The sequence below is a fragment of the Streptomyces alfalfae genome, from assembly GCF_004127445.1.
In the GTDB taxonomy this organism is placed as follows: domain Bacteria; phylum Actinomycetota; class Actinomycetes; order Streptomycetales; family Streptomycetaceae; genus Streptomyces; species Streptomyces alfalfae.
In genome coordinates this window covers 408,319-427,131 of the sequence record NZ_QEXM01000057.1, presented here as the reverse complement: position 1 = coordinate 427,131, position 18,813 = coordinate 408,319, and the positions used below count along the sequence as shown (strand labels likewise).

The following is an 18,813-nucleotide window of genomic DNA, read 5'->3' as shown; positions in this document are numbered from 1 at the left end:
CTTGTGCCCGGCAGAACACGGCGGATGGCCGCTCGCGGGGTTCCCACGGGCCCCGCACGAGGTCCGCGTGAGGTCCTCACGGGGTTCGCCCGGCCGCTGGCGGCATGGCTCACGATCGGGGTGCTCTGGCCCTCGCGGGCAGAGCGGCCCGGTGCTCGCGGCCGGAGTGGCTGGGTGCTCGCGGCCGGAGCGGCCCGGTGCTCGCGACAGTGACGCGCCCGCGAAATGCCCCAATCGGAGCGATAAAGTATCGCGTCAGCCTCGTCCCCCCACTGTCTCACCGGGAGCACTTCCGTGACCGTAGCCATGGCCCCGTCCGACGAATTCTGGTCGCCCGAGGAACCCGATGAAGCGGAGCCGGCCTCTCCCGAGGCAGCGGGGGCGCCTTCCCCGTCATCCGGCTCGTCCGGCTCGTCCGACTCGTCCGGGGAGGACAGGCAGTCCGCCGACGCCGCGCGTCTGATCTCCGAGGACGCCCGCGCCTTCGGGGCCTACGCGCGCACCGGCGGCTGGGCCTTCGCCCTGAAGGTCGCCCGCAGCGTCCGGCCGGGCGGGCAGGGCGCGGGCGAGACGCCGAAGATCTCCGCCAAGGAGTTCGCGGAGCTCGCGGAATGCTCGGCCGAGCGCGTCATGCGCTACTACAAGGCCTGGGACAAGGCCGCCGACGACGGCATGGTGCCGCACTTCGAGGCGCTCGCGCCGGGCATGGAGGTGGAACTGCCCGACGCCGACGTCTGGTCGACGTACTACGCCGCGCGCTCCAGCGCCCTGACCCCGCGCGGCAACGCGATCTCCGAGGCCGCCGAGGCCGAGGGCATCCGCCCCACCAAGGCCCTGGAGGTCGCCGAGAACCCGACCGCCCTGCGCGCCGCGATCCTCGCCGACCCGGGCACCGCGGAGGCGGCCCGCAAGGCGCTGATGGACCGCATCGACGAGGACCCGGCGCTCCGCACGGAGCTGGTCCGCGACATCGTCCGCACCGACGATCTCAAGAAGGCCGTCGCCGCCGAGTCCAAGGCGGGCGACCGCGTCGACTACGTCCGCCAGATCGTGGAGAAGGGCCAGGTCAAGACGCCTGCGGGCCAGATGATCGAGGCCCCGGCCGAGCTGCGCGAGGAGGCCGAACGGCACCTGTCCCTCATCGACGAACTCGACGAGGGCGAGGACTCCGGCGAGTGGGCGCGCGAGGCGTACGACACGGTGCGCGACCTCATCGCGGAGACCGTGCAGAGCAACCCGGAGCTGCGGGTGCAGGAGCGCCGCGCCAAGTTCTACAGCAGCCTGCAGAAGGCGACGAAGGTCTTCGAGGAGCTGACCTTCGACGACGTCGATGACATCGACGACATCTACGAGGACGACATGGTCGAGCGCCTGGAGGACCTGCGCCAGGCGATCGGCGCATGCATCGACGCCCTCCAGTCGGCGACCACGCAGGGGCAGACCCAGGCCCGGCCCCGGGCCTGGAGCGAGAGCGAGGCCCGGGGCGGCGAGGAGCGGACCCCGACCGTGCCCGCGCAGCAGAGTCCCGCCGACGCCTCGCAGGAGCACAGCCCTGCCTGATCTCCGGGACGGCGGGACGGCCCTGCGGGGAGTGGTTCGCCCCCGCCCCCCTCGTGCGTCGTGATCACATCACGTGGTCAACGATCCGCAGGGCCGCCGTCCGGTCTTCCGGGTGGACGGCGGCCGTCAGGGGGTGAGGGTGATGCGGATGCCGACCGTTCCGTCGAGACCGCGCCGCATCCTGCTCCCGAGCAGCGTGAGGAAACCGATGACCTTGTACTTGCGGGTGATGAGGGTGCGGTAGCGCGCGGTCACCTCGGGCGGGCATATCTCCGCGGTCGCGGGCGCCTGCGCCCCGGTGGGGTTGCCCCGCACGTCGCACGGTCCGACCAGGACGTCCGGGCGTCTGCGGATGCGCTTCACCTTCCAGGAGTCACTGACCGTCCAGATTCCGAGCGCGTCCCCGTCGCGGACGACCCAGACCGGGCTCGGCACCAGAGTGCCGTCCTTTCGGTAGCTGCTGACCAGCAGGTACTTTCCGCTGCCGAGCCGTGTGAGCTGTGCGTCCCGGTTGTCGGGAGCGTCGGGAGTGCCGGGGGCGTCGTCCATGGCGGGAGTCTAGGCCGCCCGCCCGGCCACGGCACCGTCCGTAACCGTTAACGTTGGTTACATGCCCTCATCCGCGTCCCCCGGCATCCTGATGCGCTCACACACCGGTGCCAGGTACCGCTTCGACCCGGGCGCGCTCTGCCTCGAACTGCTGACGACCGGCGGCATCGGCGAGTTCCGGCGGTATGAGGTGCTGCACGCCCCCGGCGATCTCGCCGCCTGGGCCGAGCGGTCGCGGCTCACGCCCACGCCCGACCTGCGGGTGTCCGAGGCGGAGGTGGCGGACGCCCGGCGGCTGCGCGACGCCCTGTGGCGCGCGATGACCGCCCGCGCCCTCGACGAGACGCCGGACCCGGCCGACATCGCCGCCGTCAACGAAGCCGCCGCCCGCCCGCCGCTCACCCCGGCGATCGCTTTGGACGGGGAGCGGGTCTGGACGGGGACCGCCGACGGGTCCGAGCTGCTCTCCACCGTCGCGCGCGACGCCGTGGACCTGCTGACCGGACCGTTCTCCCACCGCATCCGGATGTGCGCCTCCGACAACTGCTACCTCGTCTACGTCGACACCTCCCGCCCCGGCCGGCGCCGCTGGTGCTCGATGGAGCACTGCGGCAACCTCCACAAGGTCCGGACGCTGCGCGCACGCCGCTCCGAGGAGGACTGAACGCCCGCGCAGGGTCGTCAGGTGCGGCGGTCGCGTCATGCGCCGACGCCACGCGCCACATCAGGTTCGCCACGAGCCGTACGGAAGCGTGCGGCGTATGCGGACGGGGTCGTCCCCAGGTGCCGCGCGAAGGCCCTGCGGAGCGTTTCGTCGCTGCCCAGACCGCTGCGGTGCGCGGCGTCGGTGACGGAGACACCGCGTTCGAGCAGGATGCGGGCGGCCTCCACGCGCAGGAGCTCCACATGGGCGGCGGGTGTGCTGCCGACCTGCTGGACGAAGAGCCGGGAGACGTGCCGGCCGCTGAGACCGGCCCGCGCGGCCAGCGCACGCAGGCTGTGGTCGGCCGCCGGGTCGGCGGCGATGGCGTCGAGGAGCGGACGCAGCACCGGGTGGCGTGTCGTCGCGGTGCGGGACGCCGCCGAGAACTGGGACTGGCCGCCGGGGCGCTGGAGGAAGACGACCAGGTCGCGGGCGACCCGGCGGGCCTCGTCGGGGCCGTGGTCCTCTTCGACGAGCGCGAGGCACACGTCGATGCCCGCGGTGACGCCCGCCGAGGTCAGGACCGGGCCGTCCTGGACGTAGATGGCGTCCGGCGTGACGGTCACGTCGGGATGGGCGCGGGCCAGGTCGTCGGCGTACTCCCAGTGCGTGGTCGCCCTGCGGCCCCGCAGCAGTCCGGCCGCCGCGAGGGCGAACGCCCCGGTGCACACCGACGCCACCCGGCCCGCGCCGGGGGCGAGCCGGGCCACCAGTTCCACGAGTGCGGGGCGTTCGTCGAGGAGGCGCAGGTCGGCGGGGCCGGGGACGACGAGCGTGTCCGTCCGGCCGACGTCGGCGGCCGACACGTCCGCGGCGATGCGCAGCCCGGTGGAGGTCGTGACGTCACGTCCGTCCGGCGTACAGACCCGCACCCGGTAGGCGCCGGTGGTGCGGGCCGCCGTGTGGAAGACCTCCAGCGGGGCGGCCACGTCGAGGAGACGGACGCCGTCGAAGGCCAGGACGAGGACGTCGTGGGCGGGCTGGGGTCGGCGCATGGCCTCAGCGTAGGCGGCGGGCACCTCCGGATCCACGGTGTCCGGATCTGTGGGGTCCGGATCTGTGGGGTTCCTGTCCCTGGGGACATGGCGGGCGCGAGCCCCCTGCCCCAGGCTTGAGTGCAGCGGGCCTGGACGCGTCAGGCCTCACGCAGTCGCAGGTCCCACCCAGCAGCAGACCTCATCCAGCAGCAGGTCTCACGCAGCCGCAGGCCCGAGTGCCGCTCGGCCGATCGACAGGAGCCGCCCGATGAACGCCCAGCCACCCTCCGCTTCCTCCTCCCCCGCGCCCTTCTCCTCCCCCGCCTCCTCCGCGGCGGGAGTCTCCGTTCCTGACACCGAGCTGGCGGCCGAGGCGACCGAACTCGTCCGCGACGTCACGGACGACTTGATCTACCACCACTCCCGCCGCGTCTACTGGTTCGGCAGCCTCCAGGGCCGCAACCGCGGCCTCGACTTCGACCCCGAGCTGCTGTACATCGGCGCCATGTTCCACGACCTCGGCCTCGGCGAACGCTTCCGCTCCAGTGGGCGCCGCTTCGAGGTCGACGGCGCCGACGAGGCCCGCCGCTTCCTGGAGAGCAGGGGCGTGCCGGAGGACGGTGTGCGGCGCGTCTGGACGGCCATCGCGCTGCACACCACCCCCGGCGTCCCCGAGCACATGGAAGCGGAGGTGGCCCTGGTGACCGCCGGGGTCGAGTACGACGTGCTCGGCATCGGATTCCACGACGTCAGCGCGGACGACCGCGCCGAGATCACCGCGCTGCATCCGCGTCCCGACTTCAAGCGACGCATCCTGAAGGCGTTCACGGACGGGATCGCGCCGAAGCCGGAGACGACGTTCGGCAATGTGAAGGCCGATGTCCTGGAGCACTTCGTGCCCGGCTTCACTCGGGGCGACTTCGTACGGGTGATCCAGGACTCTCCCTGGGACGAGTAGCGCGGCGGCCCTGCGGTCCCGGCCCGGTGCCCGTCAGGGCTTCACGGTCTCCAGCGCTTCGGTGAGCGCGGCGCAGAAGCGGGCCTGTTGGCGGGCGCTGGGCGGCAGTTCGGGGTTCCAGGGCAGGGACCGGACGCCCGGCCCCAGGGCGTCGCCGAGTTCGGCCGCGTTGCCGCGCACGTCGGTGAGCACGAGATCGGGTTCGAGGGCGGCGGCCTCGGCCCATGTCGTCGTGGTCCAGTTGCCGCCCTGCCCCGACGCCGGGTCCACGAGCCCGACGCCGAGACCGGCGAGCGCGGCCAGGTCGGGCCAGGCGTCGGGCCTCGCCAGATGGACGGAGTCGGGACCCGCCGGGGAGAGGGCGAGCACACGCGGCCGTACCCGACCGGCCGCGGCCTCGCTCAGCCTGCCCTCCGCGACCGCGAGTTCCTGGTCCGCGTCGGGCTGTGCGGGAGCGCCCAGGCTGCGGGCGAGGGCCGTGACGCGCCCTCTGACACCGGCGAGGCTGCGGCCGCGGCCGACGTCGAGCACGACGAGCGGCACCCGCTCCTCCAGGTGTTTGGCGGCCTCCGGATCGATGCCGTAGACCTGACCGCCGCCGTAGGTGAGGGCGACGACCAGGTCGGGCTCCGCGCCGAGCAGCGCCTCGGTGTCCAGTGCGGGCCCGGCTCCGAAGTAGGGGACGTCCGCCAGGGGCAGGTCCCCCGATTTGGCGGGGTCCGGCGCCGCCGGGTCGTCGTGCGCGGAACCGAAGACGCCGAGCGGGCGTATGCCGTGGTCGTGCAGTGCCGCGCCGGTCGGCAAGTAGGCGACGAGGCGAGCGGGACGTCCGGGCGCCCTCACCAGATGGTCCCGGTCGTCGGTGAACTCCCATTCACGGGCGGTCTCGTGTGCCATGGTGCGACTCCTCCTGCTGCTCCCGTACCACGGCCCAGCCCTTCGCGCCCCTGCCCGGCCGCGAGGCCTCCACCGTGGCCGTACCGGAGCTACCTGCCCGGGCGCGCGGCGCGGTACACCGGGTCTCCGGGCACCTCGGAGCTCAGAGCCGGCGCTCCGCGGCCTCCACCGTGTCGGTGAGGCCGCTGTTGCACGCGAGGTCCGCCTGCGGGGCGTGACGGCGGGTCAGGTCGACGATCTGCTCGAAGAGCGGCAGCAGTTGTTCCGTCTCGCGGATGCCGACGCCGACGACCACCACGTCCCAGGGCCGCTCGCCTCAGCGAGGCCTCGAGCGCGGGCCCTGCCGTTCCGTCGGCGACGACCGTGGTCACCGCGGCGTCGATGCCCCGATCCGCGAACTTGCGCAGCTCCGCGTCGAGCGCCGCCTCGACGGCGTCGGCGTTGGGCATGGCGTGCGGGTCATAGCCGATGACGAGTACGGAGGGCATGCGGCCGATCGTGACAACGGGGAGCGGCGGTGGTGTTGGCCCGCCCGAGCCGCCCCCCTCCATCCGGGCCGCCGGGCGGACGCTCACCGTGAGGCCGCCAGGAACTGCGTCGCCGCCAGTTCTCCGTACAGCCGGTCGGACGCGACCAGTTCGGTGTGGGTGCCGACCGCCCGTACCTTCCCCGCGTCCATCACCACGATCCGGTCGGCCGTCGTCACCGTCGACAGGCGGTGGGCCACCACGAGGACCGTGACCTCGCGGGATATCTCCGTGATGACGTCCCGGAGGGCCAGTTCGTTGACCGCGTCCAGTTGCGAGGTGGCCTCGTCGAGGAGGAGCAGGCGGGGTTTCCTCAGCAGCGCCCTCGCGATCGCGACGCGCTGGCGTTCACCGCCGGACAGCTTGGAACCCCGGTGGCCGACCACCGTCTCCAGGCCCTCGGGCAGCCGCTCGACCAGGCCGTCGAGGCGTGCGCGTACGAGGACGTCGCGGACCTCGGCCTCGGTGGCGTCGGGCGCGGCGAACAGCAGGTTCTCCCGCAGGGTGCCCGCGAGGACGGGGGCGTCCTGCTCCACGTACCCGATGGCGGCCCGCAGTTCGGCCAGCGGCCACCGCCGTACGTCCTCGCCGTCGACGAGGACCCGCCCGCCCGTCGCCTCGTAGAACCGCTCGACGAGGCCGAACACGGTCGTCTTGCCCGCGCCCGAGGGGCCCACGAAGGCCGTCATGCCGGGTCCCGGCACCTCGAAGCTCACGCCGTGGTGGACGTGGGGCAGATCGTCGCGGTAGCGGAAGGTGACCTCGTCGAAGACCACCGAGGCCGGGCCCGCGGCGCCCCGGGCGGACTCCCGGGCCACGTCGGTCATCGGCTCGGCCGTCGGCTCGGTCTCCAGGCGCTCGGCCTGCACGATCCTCGCGACCGCCGCCGAACCCACCTGGTAGTGCGACGCCGCCTCGACCATGCGGGACACCGGGTCGATCAGATAGAAGAGGAAGAGCAGGAAGCCGACGAGCGTCGAGACGGAGATCGCGCCGGACGCGACGCGCGCGCCCCCGATGCCGAGGACGGCGAGGAACGACACCTGCACGGCGAGCCCGACCGAACTCCACGCCACCGACTGCCACTTCGCCGACCGCACGCCGTGCCGCCACGCCTCCCGCGCGGCCTCCTGCACCGCCGCCGCCTCGCGCCCCTCGGCGCCGGACGCCTTGAGGGTGCGGAACGCGCCCAGGGCGCGTTCGAGCGCCGTGGAGATCAGGCCCACCGCCTCCTGGGAGCGCCGCGTGGCCTGCGCGATCTTCGGCATGACCAGGGACACCGCGCCGCCGATGAGCACGATCACGCCGATGGTGACGCCGAGGAGCACCGGGTCCATCAGCCCCATCAGGACGATGGTCGCGGCGAAGGTGAGCGCGCCGGAGACCGCGGAGACCACGGACTGGGTGGTCACGACGCGCAGCAGCGTCGTGTCCGAGGTGACCCGTGACATCAGATCGCCCGGCTGCGTCCGCTCCACCTCGGTGAGGCGCAGCCGCAGCAGCCGTCCGATGAGGGTGCGCCGTGCCGCGAGCACCACCGACTCCGCGGTGCGCTCCAGGATGTACGCGCCCACGGACTCGATCGCCGTGCCGAGCACCACGAGCGCGGTCAGGAGCAGCAGGATCCCGGCTATGGACTCGTCGTCGCCGAGCCGGTCCACGAGGGTCATGGCGGCCAGCGGCTGGGCCACGCCGGTCGCCGCTCCGATCAGCGTGAACAGGGCTCCGAGGGCGACGGCGCCGCGGTGCGGACGGAAGTGCCGGTACAGGGCCTGCCAGGTCTCCCGGGCGGGCAGCCGCTCCGAGCTCTCCTCGGCCGGCGATCGCTCTGTGGCGGCCTCCTTGGTGGGCAGACTCTCCGTGGTCTCCTCCCGGTCGGGGGCGGGTCTCTGCTGGGCATGGGTGAAGGCGCCTTCGGTCACGTCCGGCAGGACGCGGCGGGGGCCGCTTCCACCTGACTGACCGATGACGCGCCGCGCCCGGCGGTGGGCGCTTCGTGGGCCGCCGCGTCACCGCGTGATGGCCCCCAACAGCGTCCTGGCGCACAGGTCCCGCACCTGTTCCCGGGTGAGTTCGGGTTCCTCCAGCCACTCCAGGCAGACCGCCACCATGAAGGCCAGCCAGCCCCGGACCGCCAGTCGCAGCGCCGGCGGGTCCTGGATGGTGTCCGTGGTGGCGGGGTCCGCCGCGAGGGCCGCGAGGATCTGCCGCTCCTGGGCCGCGAGGCCCTCCGCGTAGACCTCGCGGACCAGCGGGTCGCCCGTCGCCTCCGCCCGGTGGAAGGCCCGGAAGCCCTGCGCGTGGCTCTCCACGTAACCGAGGAAGGCGTCGAGCCCCGTGGTGATCTGCTCGCGCACCGGCAGGCCGGGCTCGGCCGCGGTCAGGCGCAGCATGCGCTCGCTCTCCCGCTGGACGACGGCGGCGAAGAAGTCCCGTTTGGTCGGGAAATAGTGGTAGAGGAGTCCGCGTGAGACGCCCGCGATCTCCGCGACCCGCTCGATCCACACGTCGTCGTACGGCTTCTGCGCGAACAGCCGTGATCCGACGGAGAGCAGCTGCTCACGCCGCTCCTCGCTGGTCAGTCTGCGACGCGTGCGCTCCTGCGGGGTGGCGGACATACGAAAAACCTTACTTGACGCGAATTCAATAGCGACCCCAGACTGGGGAGCCCTGTTGAATCCACGTACAACTGGCCCGACGGGCCGCTGTGACAAGGGGAGATGGCGCGCATGGCGCAGACGACGCGGGCCGCGGCGGGGCAGGACGGTCCGGCCGCTCCCCCGCCCAAGGGGTTCCGCAGCGCGGAGCTGGGCTGGCCCGGGCTGGAGCGCATACCGCATCCGCCGTACCGCCTCCCGCTGCTCGGTGACGTCGTGGGCGCGAGTGTGCGCACGCCGTTGCAGGACTCGATGCGGCTGGCCGAGCGGCTGGGGCCGATCTTCCGGCGCAGGGCGTTCGGCAAGGAGTTCGTGTTCGTGTGGGGCGCGGAGCTGGCCGCCGACCTGGCGGACGAGTCGCGGTTCGCCAAGCACGTGGGGCTGGGCGTGGCCAACCTCCGCCCGGTGGCGGGCGACGGGCTCTTCACCGCGTACAACCACGAGCCGAACTGGCAGCTGGCCCACGACATACTCGCGCCCGGGTTCAGCCGCGACGCGATGGCGGGCTACCACCCGCTGATGCTCGACGTCGCACGGCAGCTCACGGCCCGCTGGGACGAGCGGGAGTCGGCGGGGCGGGCGGTGGACGTGCCCGGCGACATGACGAAGCTGACGCTGGAGACGATCGCCCGCACCGGCTTCGGGCACGACTTCGGGTCCTTCGAGCGGGCGGCCCCGCACCCCTTCGTGACGGCGATGGTCGGCACGCTCTCCTTCGCCCAGCGCCGCAACGTCGTACCACCTCTGCTCTCCCCGCTGCTGCGCGGCGCGCACCGGCGCAATGACGCCGACATGGCCTACCTCAACCGCACCGTCGACGCCGTGGTGGCGGCCCGCCGCGCATCGGACGGCTCGGGCGCCCACGGTGATCTGCTCGACCGCATGCTCGACGTCGCCCACCCCGAGACGGGCGAGCGGCTGTCCGCGGAGAACATCCGCCGCCAGGTCATCACCTTCCTGGTCGCGGGGCACGAGACGACGTCCGGCGCCCTGTCGTTCGCCCTGCACTACCTCTCGCGGTCCCCGGACGTGCTGGCACGCGCGCGTGCCGAGGTCGACGAGGTCTGGGGCCGGGACGGCGAACCCGCGTACGAGCAGGTGGCCAAGGTGCGCTATCTGCGCCGGGTGCTCGACGAGTCGCTGCGGCTCTGGCCGACCGCTCCCGGGTTCGCCCGCGAGGCGCGTGCGGACACCGTGCTCGGAGGCGTGCACCCGATGCGCCGGGGCGCGTGGGCGCTGGTCCTCGCCACGATGCTGCACCGGGACCCGGCCGCGTGGGGCGAGCACCCGGAGAGGTTCGACCCCGACCGGTTCGCGCCTTCGGCGGTACGGGCCAGGCCCGCGCATGTCTTCAAGCCGTTCGGCACCGGGGCGCGGGCCTGCATCGGACGTCAGTTCGCGCTGCACGAGGCCACCTTGGTGCTCGGGCTGCTGCTGCGCCGCTACGACCTGCACGCCGACCCCGGGTACCGGCTGCGGGTCGCCGAGCGGCTGACCCTTATGCCGGATGGACTCACCTTGCGGCTCACGCGCCGCTCCCCGGCCGCGTAGGAGCGCCATTGTCAGACCCGTGCGCCACAGTGGAGGTGGGCATCGTCGCGATGCCGCCACGCCACCCAGCGCAGAGGAGTCGCTCGACATGACCGGCACGACGTCCGAGGAACTGCTCGCCGCCCAGGCCTGCTTGCGTCTGCTGCACACGGCGCGCGCCGCGCTGTCCGACGCCGCCGAGGTGCCGCCGGCCGCCGCGGCCACGCTGCTGGCCGGGCCGATCGCGGAAGCCGACGCCGCGCTGCGCCGCGCGGGCCTCACGGGCAACGAGGCGGCGCTCATCGACCGTATCTACGACCTGTCGCCCCACCCACCGGCCGCCCCGCCGGCCCCGCCCGCCCAGCGCTCACCGCAGGCCACGCCGGCCCGTTCCCGGGAGCGGGAGGGCAGCCAGTCATGAGCGCACAGGACGAGACGCCCGGGGCCGGCGCGGAAGGCAACGCCTCGTACGGCCACAAGGCATTCAAGCGCTCGAAGAGCCACTTCGCGGACCGGGTCACCGCCGACGGCAGGGACGGCTGGCCGGTGGAGGCCGGGCGGTATCGCCTGGTGGTGAGCCGGGCCTGCCCCTGGGCGAGCCGGGCCCTGGTCTCGCGGCGACTGCTCGGCCTGGAGGACGCCCTGTCCCTGGGCGTCACCGACCCCATCCAGGACGACCGGAGCTGGCGTTTCACGCTGGACCCCGACGACCGCGACCCCGTCCTCGGCATCCGCTATCTGAGCGAGGCGTACGACGCGCGGGAGAGCCGCTATCCGGGCGGCGTCAGTGTCCCCGCGCTCGTGGACGTGCCCAGCGGCGAACTGGTCACGAACGACTATCAGCAGCTCACCCTCGACTTCGCCACGCAGTGGACGGCGCTGCACCGCGAGGGGGCGCCCGACCTGTATCCCGAGCCGCTGCGCGACGAGATCGACGTAGTGATGGACGGCATCTACCGCGACGTCAACAACGGCGTGTACCGCGCGGGTTTCGCCCCGGACCAGAAGGCGTACGAGGCGGCGTACCACGACGTCTTCCACCGTCTGGAGGTGACGTCCGAGCGGCTGGCGACCCGGCGCTATCTGGTCGGCGACACCATCACGGAGGCGGACATCCGGTTCTTCACCACGCTGGTGCGGTTCGACGCGGTGTATCACGGCCACTTCAAGTGCAACCGCAGAAAGCTGACCGAGGACCCGGTCCTGTGGGCGTACGCACGGGATCTGTTCCAGACGCCGGGCTTCGGCGACACGGTCGACTTCGACCACATCAAGAGGCACTACTACCAGGTGCACTCGGGCATCAACCCGACCCGTGTCGTGCCGCTCGGCCCCGACCTCGGCGGCTGGCTCACACCGCATCGCCGCGAGGAGTTGGGCGGGCGTCCGTTCGGGGACGGCACGCCGCCCGGACCGGTCCCCGCGGGTGAGGAGGTGCCCGTGACCGGAAGGCCCTGAGATCCGCGCCGCGACCGGTCCGGCCGAGCCGTCGCTCCGGCTGTCCCGGCGGCCCGCTGGACCCGTCGGCCCCATGGACCGTCGGCCTAATGGACCCGCCAGGTGAACTTGTCGCCGCCCACCCACCGCACGGTGTCCGGGTCGTCCAGGTCGTGCACGGTGATGCCCGCCATGGCGGCCGCGTCCAGGACATCGGTGACGGTCTTGGCCTTGCCCACCACCTCACCGTCGATCTCCACGATGCGGAAAGGCGGGGTGCCGGCCTGGACGCCGAGCACGGTGATCCGGGGTTTCGCCATGTACAGGTACGCGCTTTCGGTCATGCCCGGAACTCTTCCACGGCAGCCCGGGAACCCGCCTCGGCGCTCGGCCGCTCGGGCTACGGGGGCCTGCGGTCACCCCCTTGCGGGGCGAGCGCCGGGCGCGGACTCAAGCCCTGGCGCGAGGCCGGGAGTTCGCAGCGGCGCTCATCGGGCCCACGCCGGTGTCCATGTGGCGCCGACCCGGTCACCGGGGTGAGCGGCGGCGAGGTGGTCGCGGAGGCGGCCCAGCGCGGGGTGCGGGTTGTCGGCGTGCAGGATCAGGGAGTGCGGATAGACCGGCATCGGGTCGCGCACCGGGATGCGCCGCAGGTCGTCCCCGGCGGGCCGGACGACGTGGGTCCACTCGCCGACCAGCGTGGCGATGCCGGGCGACTCGGCGATGGTGTCGAGGAGCGGCTCGGTGCCGAACTCGGGCCCGGTCGCCTCGATGCTGAGCCCGAAAGCGGCGGCGAAGTCGTCGTAGTAGGCGGCCCACTCGGTGCCCGCGACGAGGCCCGGCATCCAGATGCGGTGCCCCGCCAGTTGCTCCGGCGTGACCGCGCGGGCCCCGGCGAGGGCGTGCTCGGGGCCGGTGAGCAGATGGATGGGCTCGTCGTGCACCCGGACGGCCTCGATGCCGTCGGGGAGCCGGCTCGCGGGCACCGTCACCGCGCGGAAGGTGGCGTCGATCGTTCCGGAGCGCACGGCGGCGATGGCCGCGTCGGCGTCGAACAGCGTCACCATGTCCAGGGCCACGTCGGGGTGCGCCCGGTGGAAGCCGCGCAGCAGGTCCGCCGGTGCGAGCCGCCTGCCGATCACGTCGACGCGCAGCGCACGGCTGCCGGGCCGCACGGAGGCCGCCGCGCGCTCCTCGACCCTCAGCAGGTCCCGGGCGTACGGCAGGAAGACCTGCCCGTCGATGGTGGGCCGGGCGCCGCGCGGTGTGCGGTGCAGCAGCCGCACCCCGAGGTCGCTCTCCAGCACGGCGACCCGCTTGGACACGGCCTGCTGGGTGATTCCCAGGTCGGCGGCGGCCCCCTGGAATCGGCCCGCGTCGACGACGGCGACGAAGGCGCGCACGGCGTGGAGATCCATGCCGGGCAGCCTAATCCGACAACCGGCGGTTGTGGCCGACCCCTCCTGGCAGTTGTTTGATGTCCAGGCCGGTCACCCGCTTGGATGTTCGTCGGCAACGTGCGGTTGCCGGGACGGGAAGAGGACCAACGGAGTGGCGGGGTGAAGGGCAGGCGGTCGCTCGGGCGGCGCTTCGGGTGGCTCTGGGCGGCGTACGCGGTCAGCTCCTTCGGGACGCGGCTGGCGTTCGACGCGTTCTCGATGATCGCGATCCTGGCGCTGGGCGCGGGGGCGACGCGGGTCGCCCTCATTTCCGCCGTGGGCCTCGCGGTGGGTGCGGTGGCGGCGGTGCCGCTCGGCCCGTGGGTGGAGTTCCGCCGCAAGCGGCCCGTGATGATCGCGATGGATGTGGTGCGGTTCGGGGCGCTGGTCAGCGTTCCCGCCGCGTATGCGCTCGGTCTGCTCGGTTTCGCGCACCTGCTGCTCGTCTCGGCCGTCGTCGCCGCGGCCGACATCACGTTCACCGCGGCGAGCGGCGCCTTCCTCAAGGCCCTGGTGCCGCCCCGGGACCTGCTGGTCGCGAACGGCCGCTTCGAGTCGACCACCTGGACGGCCACCATGCTGGGGCCGCCGCTCGGCGGCGCCGCGGTGGGACTCTTCGGCCCCGTGCTGACCGTGCTCGCCGACGCGGTCAGCTATCTGCTGTCCGCCATCGGCATCAAGGCGATCGGCGGCGAGGAGCCGCTGCCGGAGCGCGGTGACACGTCACGGGGGATGCGGGCGGGCGATCTCCTCGACGGCTGGCGGTTCATCCTGGCGGACCCGGTGCTGCGCCCGCTGTTCCTCAACACCGTGCTGGTCAACGGCCTGATCATGGCGGCCACGCCACCGCTCGCCGTCCTGATGCTCGGCGACCTCGGCTTCGCGCCCTGGCAGTACGGCCTCGCGTTCGCGCTGCCGTGCCTCGGCGGCCTGGTCGGGGCGCGGCTCGGCCGGTTCCTCATCCCGAAGCACGGGCAGCGGGGAGTGCTGCTCGCGGCGGGAACGCTCCGGGCGTGCTGGCCCGTCGGTCTCGCCTTCATCGGGCACGGCGCCGCGGGACTCGTCCTGGTGATGGTCGTCGAGTTCGCCCTGATCACCTGTATCGGGGTGTACAACCCGGTGCTGTCCACCCTCCGGCTCGAACGCGCCCCGGCGGACCGCGTCACGCGCATCCTCTCCGCCTGGTCGGTCACCGGTAAGACCACCGTCGCGGGCATGACCGCCCTGTGGGGACTGCTGGCCGCTGTCACCGGCCCCCGCGCCGCGATCGCGGGCGCGGGGCTGATCATGCTGCTGGCCACGCCGCTGCTTCTGCCCTGGCACGACCGCGCACGACACAGGACGCCCGCCGGAACGGGCAGCGCCTAGGCCGGCGGCGCGACAGCCCCGCACGAACCGGCGGCCGTGACGAGGGCGCGTGTCATCGGTCGGCTCCGGGTACGGGGAGCGACACGGATTCGAACCGAAGCCCGCGCGACTCTCAACGTCATGTTTAGGGTGAGACTTCGTGTCGGATTCGCCCGCTCCCCGCTCCCCGGCGTTGACCCGGATCGCCGTACGGAGACGCCCGGCGAGCCCCTCCCGCCACAGGTCCGGCTGCGACACCAACCCGACAGGGCCCTTGCACGGTTTGTTAATGGCATTCATTTTCATATAGCGTGCGGTTCCGTCCCCGCACACAGCTCACCGAGGAGCCCCCCATGGCCGTGCCCAAGCGCAAGATGTCCCGCAGCAACACCCGTCACCGCCGCGCCCAGTGGAAGGCCGTCACGCCCCAGCTCGCCCCCGTCACGGTCGACGGCATGCGGCACATGGTCCCGCAGCGCCTGGTCAAGGCGTACGAGCGCGGGCTGCTGCGCCCCGAAGGCCAGTAGAACGGCACCCCGGGCCCACCCCGGCATGCCGTGCGCCGCCCCGGCTCAGGTCAGCAGGCGCAGCATGTGCGCGCAGGCCGAGGCCTCGTCCCCGTGCCGGGTCAGCGGATGGCGCGCTCCCCGCTCGTACGTCCCGACCTCCCACGTCCCGTCATCGGCGGCCCTGCGGAGGTAGACGAAGTCCGGGGGCGTGGGGGCGGGTTCGTGGACGCCCTCGATCCAGTAGTAGCCGTCGGCCACGCGGGCCGACCGGAGGGCGGACAGCAGCGCCGAGACGTCCACCGGGTCCCCCCTCTCCGGCCGGCCCACGCAGGCGTCTAGGCCTTCGCGGGCTCCAGGTAGCCGTGATCGAGCAGCCACTTCACATGGAGGCGCTGACCCTCGCCGGGGTCCAGGAAGGCCGGGTCGAGCTTGATCTGCTGTCCGCCGCCCGGCTGCTCGAACCAGGGGGCGATGCCGCCCTGCCACACGGAGAACGGCTTGCGCACCTCGTACACACGGTAGTCGCAGGCGTGCGCGGCCTCGCGGGTGTTGAGGTTCTGCGGCGGCAGCGCGCGCTCCGCGTAGGAGTCACCGGCCGGGGCCAGATAGGAGCCGAACTCCGATCCGAAGCGGTCGAGCCGCTCCCCCTTGTCCAGCCGCTCGCGGTGCTTGTCGACCTGTCCGTTGACGGTTTCGAAGCCGTCGTTGGGCGGATACTTCCAGCCACCGGTGGACGCGGGGCCGTCCCAGTACTTCTTCAGGAAGGCCTGCGGCGACAGCCCGCCCGTCCGCTTCCAGCCCTTCAGGAGCGGGCCGACCGGACGCTGCCACTTCTTGGGCAGCCAGCGGGGGCCGAGGCGGGAGTCACCCTGGAACTCCCCCGTGCACGGCTCGCGTGCCGCCGCGCCGACCGGGGGCTCCGGAGCGGCGGCGCTCGCGGTCGGCGCCGCGGCCATGACCCCGGCGACGCCGAGCGCGGCAAGGACGGTTCGGACGCGGGCCGGGTGGCTGCGGGTCAGGGGGCTGCCCGTCCGATGGCTGTGGGTCAACTCGGCGTCTCCTCATCAGGTGTCTGGCGTGCGTGCGACCAAGTGGCTCGCACACCGTATCCGAGCGGTAGCCCTGTGTGTCCGGTCACGCGCGAGCGGCACACCCGCGTCGGCCGAATCGGCGCGGTGGGCGCCGGGAGGCGGTCGAGGCGGTGCGCGTCCGGAGGAGGGCGAGGCGGTGCGCCTCTTGTCGGCGCCGACGGGGACCGGGCAGTGTGGCTGCCACACCCGTCACTCCCGACTCCCCACTCCCGACCCCGACATCAACCCCGCCCCCCGATCCCCGACCCCCAAGGTGCAGCCATGAACAGCGGAACAGGGCCGGACCGCGATCCCGTGAACCCCGCGAGCCCCGCGAGCCGCCCGGGGCGGCGGGCCGTCATCGGGGCCCTCTCGGGGATCGCCCTCGCGGCGGCCGGCGCGGCCTGCGGTTCGGCGGAGCCGCCCGCGCGGCGTGTGCGGCCGGAAGCCAGGCGTACCGAGGCGGCCTCGTCGGCCGCGCACCGGCCTCGCCGCGCGGGGCGGCTGTTCCTCGGGACGTACACCTCGCAGGAGGGCGGCGGCTCGGGCATCGGTCTGGCGACGTACGACGAGGCGACGGGGCGGATCACCGGCGCCGGCACGATCGGCGGGGTGTCCGACCCCTCCTATCTGGCCCTGCACCCCTCGGGCCGCACGCTCTACGCCGTCGACGAGCGTGAGGAGGGCGGCGTGACGGCCGTCGCGCTCTCCCCCGGCGGCGGGCACGAGATCCTCGGCACACGGGGGACCGGCGGCGCGGCGCCCTGCCACCTCTCGGTGCACCCGGGCGGCAAGTGGCTGCTCAGCGCGAACTACGGGTCGGGCAGCGTGGCCGTCCACCCCATCGACGCCTCGGGCGCGCTGGGCGAACGGACGGATCTCGTCAGGCATACGGCCCCGCCGCCGGGCCCCGGGCAGGACGGGCCGCACGCCCACCAGATCGTCACCTCCCCCGACGGCCGCCACGTCCTCGCCGTGGACCTGGGCGCCGACACGGTCTACACCTACCGTCTCGACACCAAGGCGGGCACCTTGCGCCAGGTGTCGTACGCGCGCCTGCGGCCCGGCGCGGGGCCGCGGCATCTGGCGTTCCACCCCTCGGGGCGGTTCGCGTACCTCGCCAACGAGCTGGACGACACGGTGGTCGTCTGCGCGTACGACCCGGGCAGCGGGCGGCTCACCCCCGGCGAACCGCAGCCGACGGGATCCGGCGGGGGCGCCAACTATCCGGCGCAGTTCGTGGTGACCCGAAAGGGGCGCTTCGCCTTCCTCGCCAACCGGGGGCACGGCAGCGTCGCGCGGTACGCCGTCGAGCGGGCGGGGGCCCGGCTGCGGCTGCTCGGCACGGTGGCCGTGGAGGGGGACTTCCCCCGGCATCTGGCGCTCTCGCCCTCGGAGCGGCTGCTGTTCACCGCCAACCAGAAGTCGGGCTCGGTGAGCGTCTTCCGGGTCGACGCCGGGACCGGCGCGTTGCGTCTCGCGGGCAAGCCGTTCGGAGCGCCGGTCGCGGTGTGCGCGCTGCCGCAGGGACCGCCCGTCGGCGACACGGGGCGCGGCAGTCGCTAACGTACGTACGTATGAGCACGGATATGGCCATTTTCCTCACCGTCGCGGCCGTTCTCGTCGCCGCGACGCTCGCCGTCGCCGTCATGCTGCTCGTACGCCTCGTGCGCACCCGCCGCCACCTGCGCAGAGCCGGGCTCCCCACCGACCGCCGCTGGGTCTTCTGGGGTGCCGTGGCCTATCTGCTGCTGCCCGCCGACCTGCTGCCCGATCCCATCTACCTCGATGACATCGGGGTGCTCCTGGTGGCGCTGCGCTCGATGCGGTCAGCCGCCGACGGGCCTGCCGCGCCAGGACGCTGAGAGGCGGGCCTTCATCAGCAGGGCGTGCATGCAGTCCGTCACCTGGGTGACGTCCTCGACGGGCTGGTGGAAGGGCAGGCGCACGTCGGCCTGGCCGCGGGCGCGTTCGAGCCGCAGGGAGATGCCGTGCATGTCCACGGCGAGCGGGCGGACGCGGACCACGCCGTGCAGGCTGTCGGGGCTGATGAGGCGGGTGAGCTGTTCGACGGCGTCCGGGTGGGCGTCGGCGAGGTGCGTGAGGAGGCGCGGCTCGGCCTCGGCCAGCGGATCGGGGGCGGTCAGGGCGAGTTCGTCGAGCTCGATGCCCTCGCGTTCGCCGTTCGCGTCGTGCAGCACCGCGCACGTCGGCTCGAAGAGCAGGTGCTCGCCCTCGTAGGCGAGGGTTCCCGAGAGCCAGAGGCGGGCGCGGATGCGCTCCCTCATGGGGACGGGCGCGACGTCGGCGAACTCGATCAGCGTGGACGGTTCGCCGCGCGGTGTGCAGATGAGGGCGGCGGCCAGCGCGCTGTCGTCGGGCGGGGAGAGCAGCAGCCTGCCGTCCTCGGTCACGCTGTGCGCGCCCACGAGTTCGTCCCTGCCGGTCTGCGTGGTCACCGCGCAGGACCACGCGGTGGCGAGCAGGGAACGCGCGCGTGCCGCCGCTGTGGGCACGATCGTGCTGCTGTGACGGACACCCATCCTGAACCTCCATTAGGTAAGCCTTGCCTAACTTATCGGAGATCGGGGAGTGTCGCCAGTACGCGAAAGGCCCGCACGGCGAACCGTGCGGGCCATCCCCGTGGAACCGG

General features: G+C 73.2%; 21 protein-coding genes. 10 read left to right on the top strand and 11 right to left on the bottom strand.

What is annotated here, in order from left to right; translation table 11 throughout:
• Positions 1–294: 294 nt before the first annotated feature.
• The gene (locus DCW30_RS36405; protein WP_237283306.1) at positions 295–1,560 is read left to right on the top strand and encodes a hypothetical protein; all 1,266 of its coding nucleotides are present in this window, start codon (positions 295–297) and stop codon (positions 1,558–1,560) included.
• Between the two features lie 126 nt (positions 1,561–1,686).
• Here DCW30_RS36405 and DCW30_RS36400 read toward each other — a convergent pair whose 3' ends face one another.
• Positions 1,687–2,109: a PPOX class F420-dependent oxidoreductase gene (locus DCW30_RS36400; RefSeq protein WP_076682635.1), complete on the bottom strand. Its 423-nt coding sequence runs from the start codon at positions 2,107–2,109 to the stop codon at positions 1,687–1,689.
• Between the two features lie 61 nt (positions 2,110–2,170).
• Here DCW30_RS36400 and DCW30_RS36395 point away from each other — a divergent pair, with 61 nt between their 5' ends.
• Complete coding sequence (locus DCW30_RS36395) at positions 2,171–2,773, top strand: CGNR zinc finger domain-containing protein (RefSeq protein ID WP_076682637.1); 603 nt, start codon at positions 2,171–2,173, stop codon at positions 2,771–2,773.
• 35 nt (positions 2,774–2,808) lie between these two features.
• Here the strand turns inward: DCW30_RS36395 and DCW30_RS36390 are convergent, their stop codons facing one another.
• A complete protein-coding gene (locus DCW30_RS36390; protein WP_076688478.1) occupies positions 2,809–3,807 on the bottom strand; it encodes a GlxA family transcriptional regulator in 999 nt (332 codons plus the stop codon).
• A gap of 250 nt (positions 3,808–4,057) precedes the next feature.
• On the opposite strand from DCW30_RS36390, the gene DCW30_RS36385 reads away from it, so the two are divergent.
• Positions 4,058–4,747 (top strand): HD domain-containing protein, encoded by a 690-nt coding sequence (locus tag DCW30_RS36385; RefSeq protein WP_076682639.1) that lies wholly within the window; start codon positions 4,058–4,060, stop codon positions 4,745–4,747.
• Between the two features lie 33 nt (positions 4,748–4,780).
• Here DCW30_RS36385 and DCW30_RS36380 read toward each other — a convergent pair whose 3' ends face one another.
• From DCW30_RS36380 to DCW30_RS36365, 4 genes are all read right to left on the bottom strand, one after another.
• Positions 4,781–5,644, bottom strand: coding sequence for a substrate-binding domain-containing protein (locus DCW30_RS36380; protein WP_076682642.1), 864 nt, complete (start codon positions 5,642–5,644; stop codon positions 4,781–4,783).
• 142 nt (positions 5,645–5,786) lie between these two features.
• Positions 5,787–5,942 (bottom strand): hypothetical protein, encoded by a 156-nt coding sequence (locus DCW30_RS38160; RefSeq protein ID WP_309029599.1) that lies wholly within the window; start codon positions 5,940–5,942, stop codon positions 5,787–5,789.
• Between the two features lie 273 nt (positions 5,943–6,215).
• Positions 6,216–7,967 carry an ABC transporter ATP-binding protein gene (locus DCW30_RS36370; RefSeq protein ID WP_206269297.1) on the bottom strand — a complete coding sequence of 584 codons (1,752 nt, stop codon included), beginning with the start codon at positions 7,965–7,967 and terminating at the stop codon, positions 6,216–6,218.
• Positions 7,968–8,180: 213 nt separating this feature from the next.
• Positions 8,181–8,789: a TetR/AcrR family transcriptional regulator gene (locus DCW30_RS36365; protein WP_062772551.1), complete on the bottom strand. Its 609-nt coding sequence runs from the start codon at positions 8,787–8,789 to the stop codon at positions 8,181–8,183.
• A 111-nt stretch (positions 8,790–8,900) separates the two neighbouring features.
• On the opposite strand from DCW30_RS36365, the gene DCW30_RS36360 reads away from it, so the two are divergent.
• The 3 genes from DCW30_RS36360 to DCW30_RS36350 all read left to right on the top strand — a co-directional run bounded on the left by DCW30_RS36360 (position 8,901) and on the right by DCW30_RS36350 (position 11,816).
• Complete coding sequence (locus DCW30_RS36360; RefSeq protein WP_076682644.1) at positions 8,901–10,379, top strand: cytochrome P450; 1,479 nt, start codon at positions 8,901–8,903, stop codon at positions 10,377–10,379.
• Positions 10,380–10,467: 88 nt separating this feature from the next.
• Positions 10,468–10,779, top strand: coding sequence for a hypothetical protein (locus tag DCW30_RS36355; RefSeq protein WP_076682646.1), 312 nt, complete (start codon positions 10,468–10,470; stop codon positions 10,777–10,779).
• Positions 10,776–11,816 carry a glutathione S-transferase family protein gene (locus DCW30_RS36350; protein ID WP_076682648.1) on the top strand — a complete coding sequence of 347 codons (1,041 nt, stop codon included), beginning with the start codon at positions 10,776–10,778 and terminating at the stop codon, positions 11,814–11,816. The genes DCW30_RS36355 and DCW30_RS36350 overlap by 4 nt, the downstream gene beginning before the upstream one ends.
• 86 nt (positions 11,817–11,902) lie before the next feature.
• Here DCW30_RS36350 and DCW30_RS36345 read toward each other — a convergent pair whose 3' ends face one another.
• Both DCW30_RS36345 and DCW30_RS36340 read right to left on the bottom strand, forming a co-directional pair.
• The gene (locus DCW30_RS36345) at positions 11,903–12,139 is read right to left on the bottom strand and encodes a hypothetical protein (protein ID WP_062772561.1); all 237 of its coding nucleotides are present in this window, start codon (positions 12,137–12,139) and stop codon (positions 11,903–11,905) included.
• A gap of 144 nt (positions 12,140–12,283) precedes the next feature.
• Positions 12,284–13,213, bottom strand: coding sequence for a LysR family transcriptional regulator (locus tag DCW30_RS36340; RefSeq protein ID WP_076682650.1), 930 nt, complete (start codon positions 13,211–13,213; stop codon positions 12,284–12,286).
• A 141-nt stretch (positions 13,214–13,354) separates the two neighbouring features.
• Between DCW30_RS36340 and DCW30_RS36335 the strand changes: the two genes are divergently transcribed.
• A complete protein-coding gene (locus tag DCW30_RS36335) occupies positions 13,355–14,602 on the top strand; it encodes an MFS transporter (protein WP_076682652.1) in 1,248 nt (415 codons plus the stop codon).
• A gap of 332 nt (positions 14,603–14,934) precedes the next feature.
• The gene (gene rpmF, locus DCW30_RS36330) at positions 14,935–15,108 is read left to right on the top strand and encodes a 50S ribosomal protein L32 (protein WP_076682654.1); all 174 of its coding nucleotides are present in this window, start codon (positions 14,935–14,937) and stop codon (positions 15,106–15,108) included.
• 45 nt (positions 15,109–15,153) lie between these two features.
• On the opposite strand, the gene DCW30_RS36325 is transcribed toward rpmF, so the two are convergent.
• Both DCW30_RS36325 and DCW30_RS36320 read right to left on the bottom strand, forming a co-directional pair.
• A complete protein-coding gene (locus DCW30_RS36325; protein ID WP_076682656.1) occupies positions 15,154–15,390 on the bottom strand; it encodes a hypothetical protein in 237 nt (78 codons plus the stop codon).
• A 35-nt stretch (positions 15,391–15,425) separates the two neighbouring features.
• The gene (locus tag DCW30_RS36320; protein ID WP_076688482.1) at positions 15,426–16,046 is read right to left on the bottom strand and encodes a TNT domain-containing protein; all 621 of its coding nucleotides are present in this window, start codon (positions 16,044–16,046) and stop codon (positions 15,426–15,428) included.
• Positions 16,047–16,442: 396 nt separating this feature from the next.
• Here DCW30_RS36320 and DCW30_RS36315 point away from each other — a divergent pair, with 396 nt between their 5' ends.
• Both DCW30_RS36315 and DCW30_RS36310 read left to right on the top strand, forming a co-directional pair.
• Entirely contained in the window at positions 16,443–17,726 is a 1,284-nt protein-coding gene (locus tag DCW30_RS36315; protein ID WP_079249872.1) for a lactonase family protein, read from the top strand.
• An 11-nt stretch (positions 17,727–17,737) separates the two neighbouring features.
• Positions 17,738–18,025: a DUF1232 domain-containing protein gene (locus tag DCW30_RS36310; protein ID WP_062772576.1), complete on the top strand. Its 288-nt coding sequence runs from the start codon at positions 17,738–17,740 to the stop codon at positions 18,023–18,025.
• Here DCW30_RS36310 and DCW30_RS36305 read toward each other — a convergent pair.
• Complete coding sequence (locus DCW30_RS36305) at positions 17,990–18,703, bottom strand: DUF2470 domain-containing protein (RefSeq protein WP_076682658.1); 714 nt, start codon at positions 18,701–18,703, stop codon at positions 17,990–17,992. The genes DCW30_RS36310 and DCW30_RS36305 overlap by 36 nt on opposite strands.
• Between the last annotated feature and the right edge of the window lie 110 nt (positions 18,704–18,813).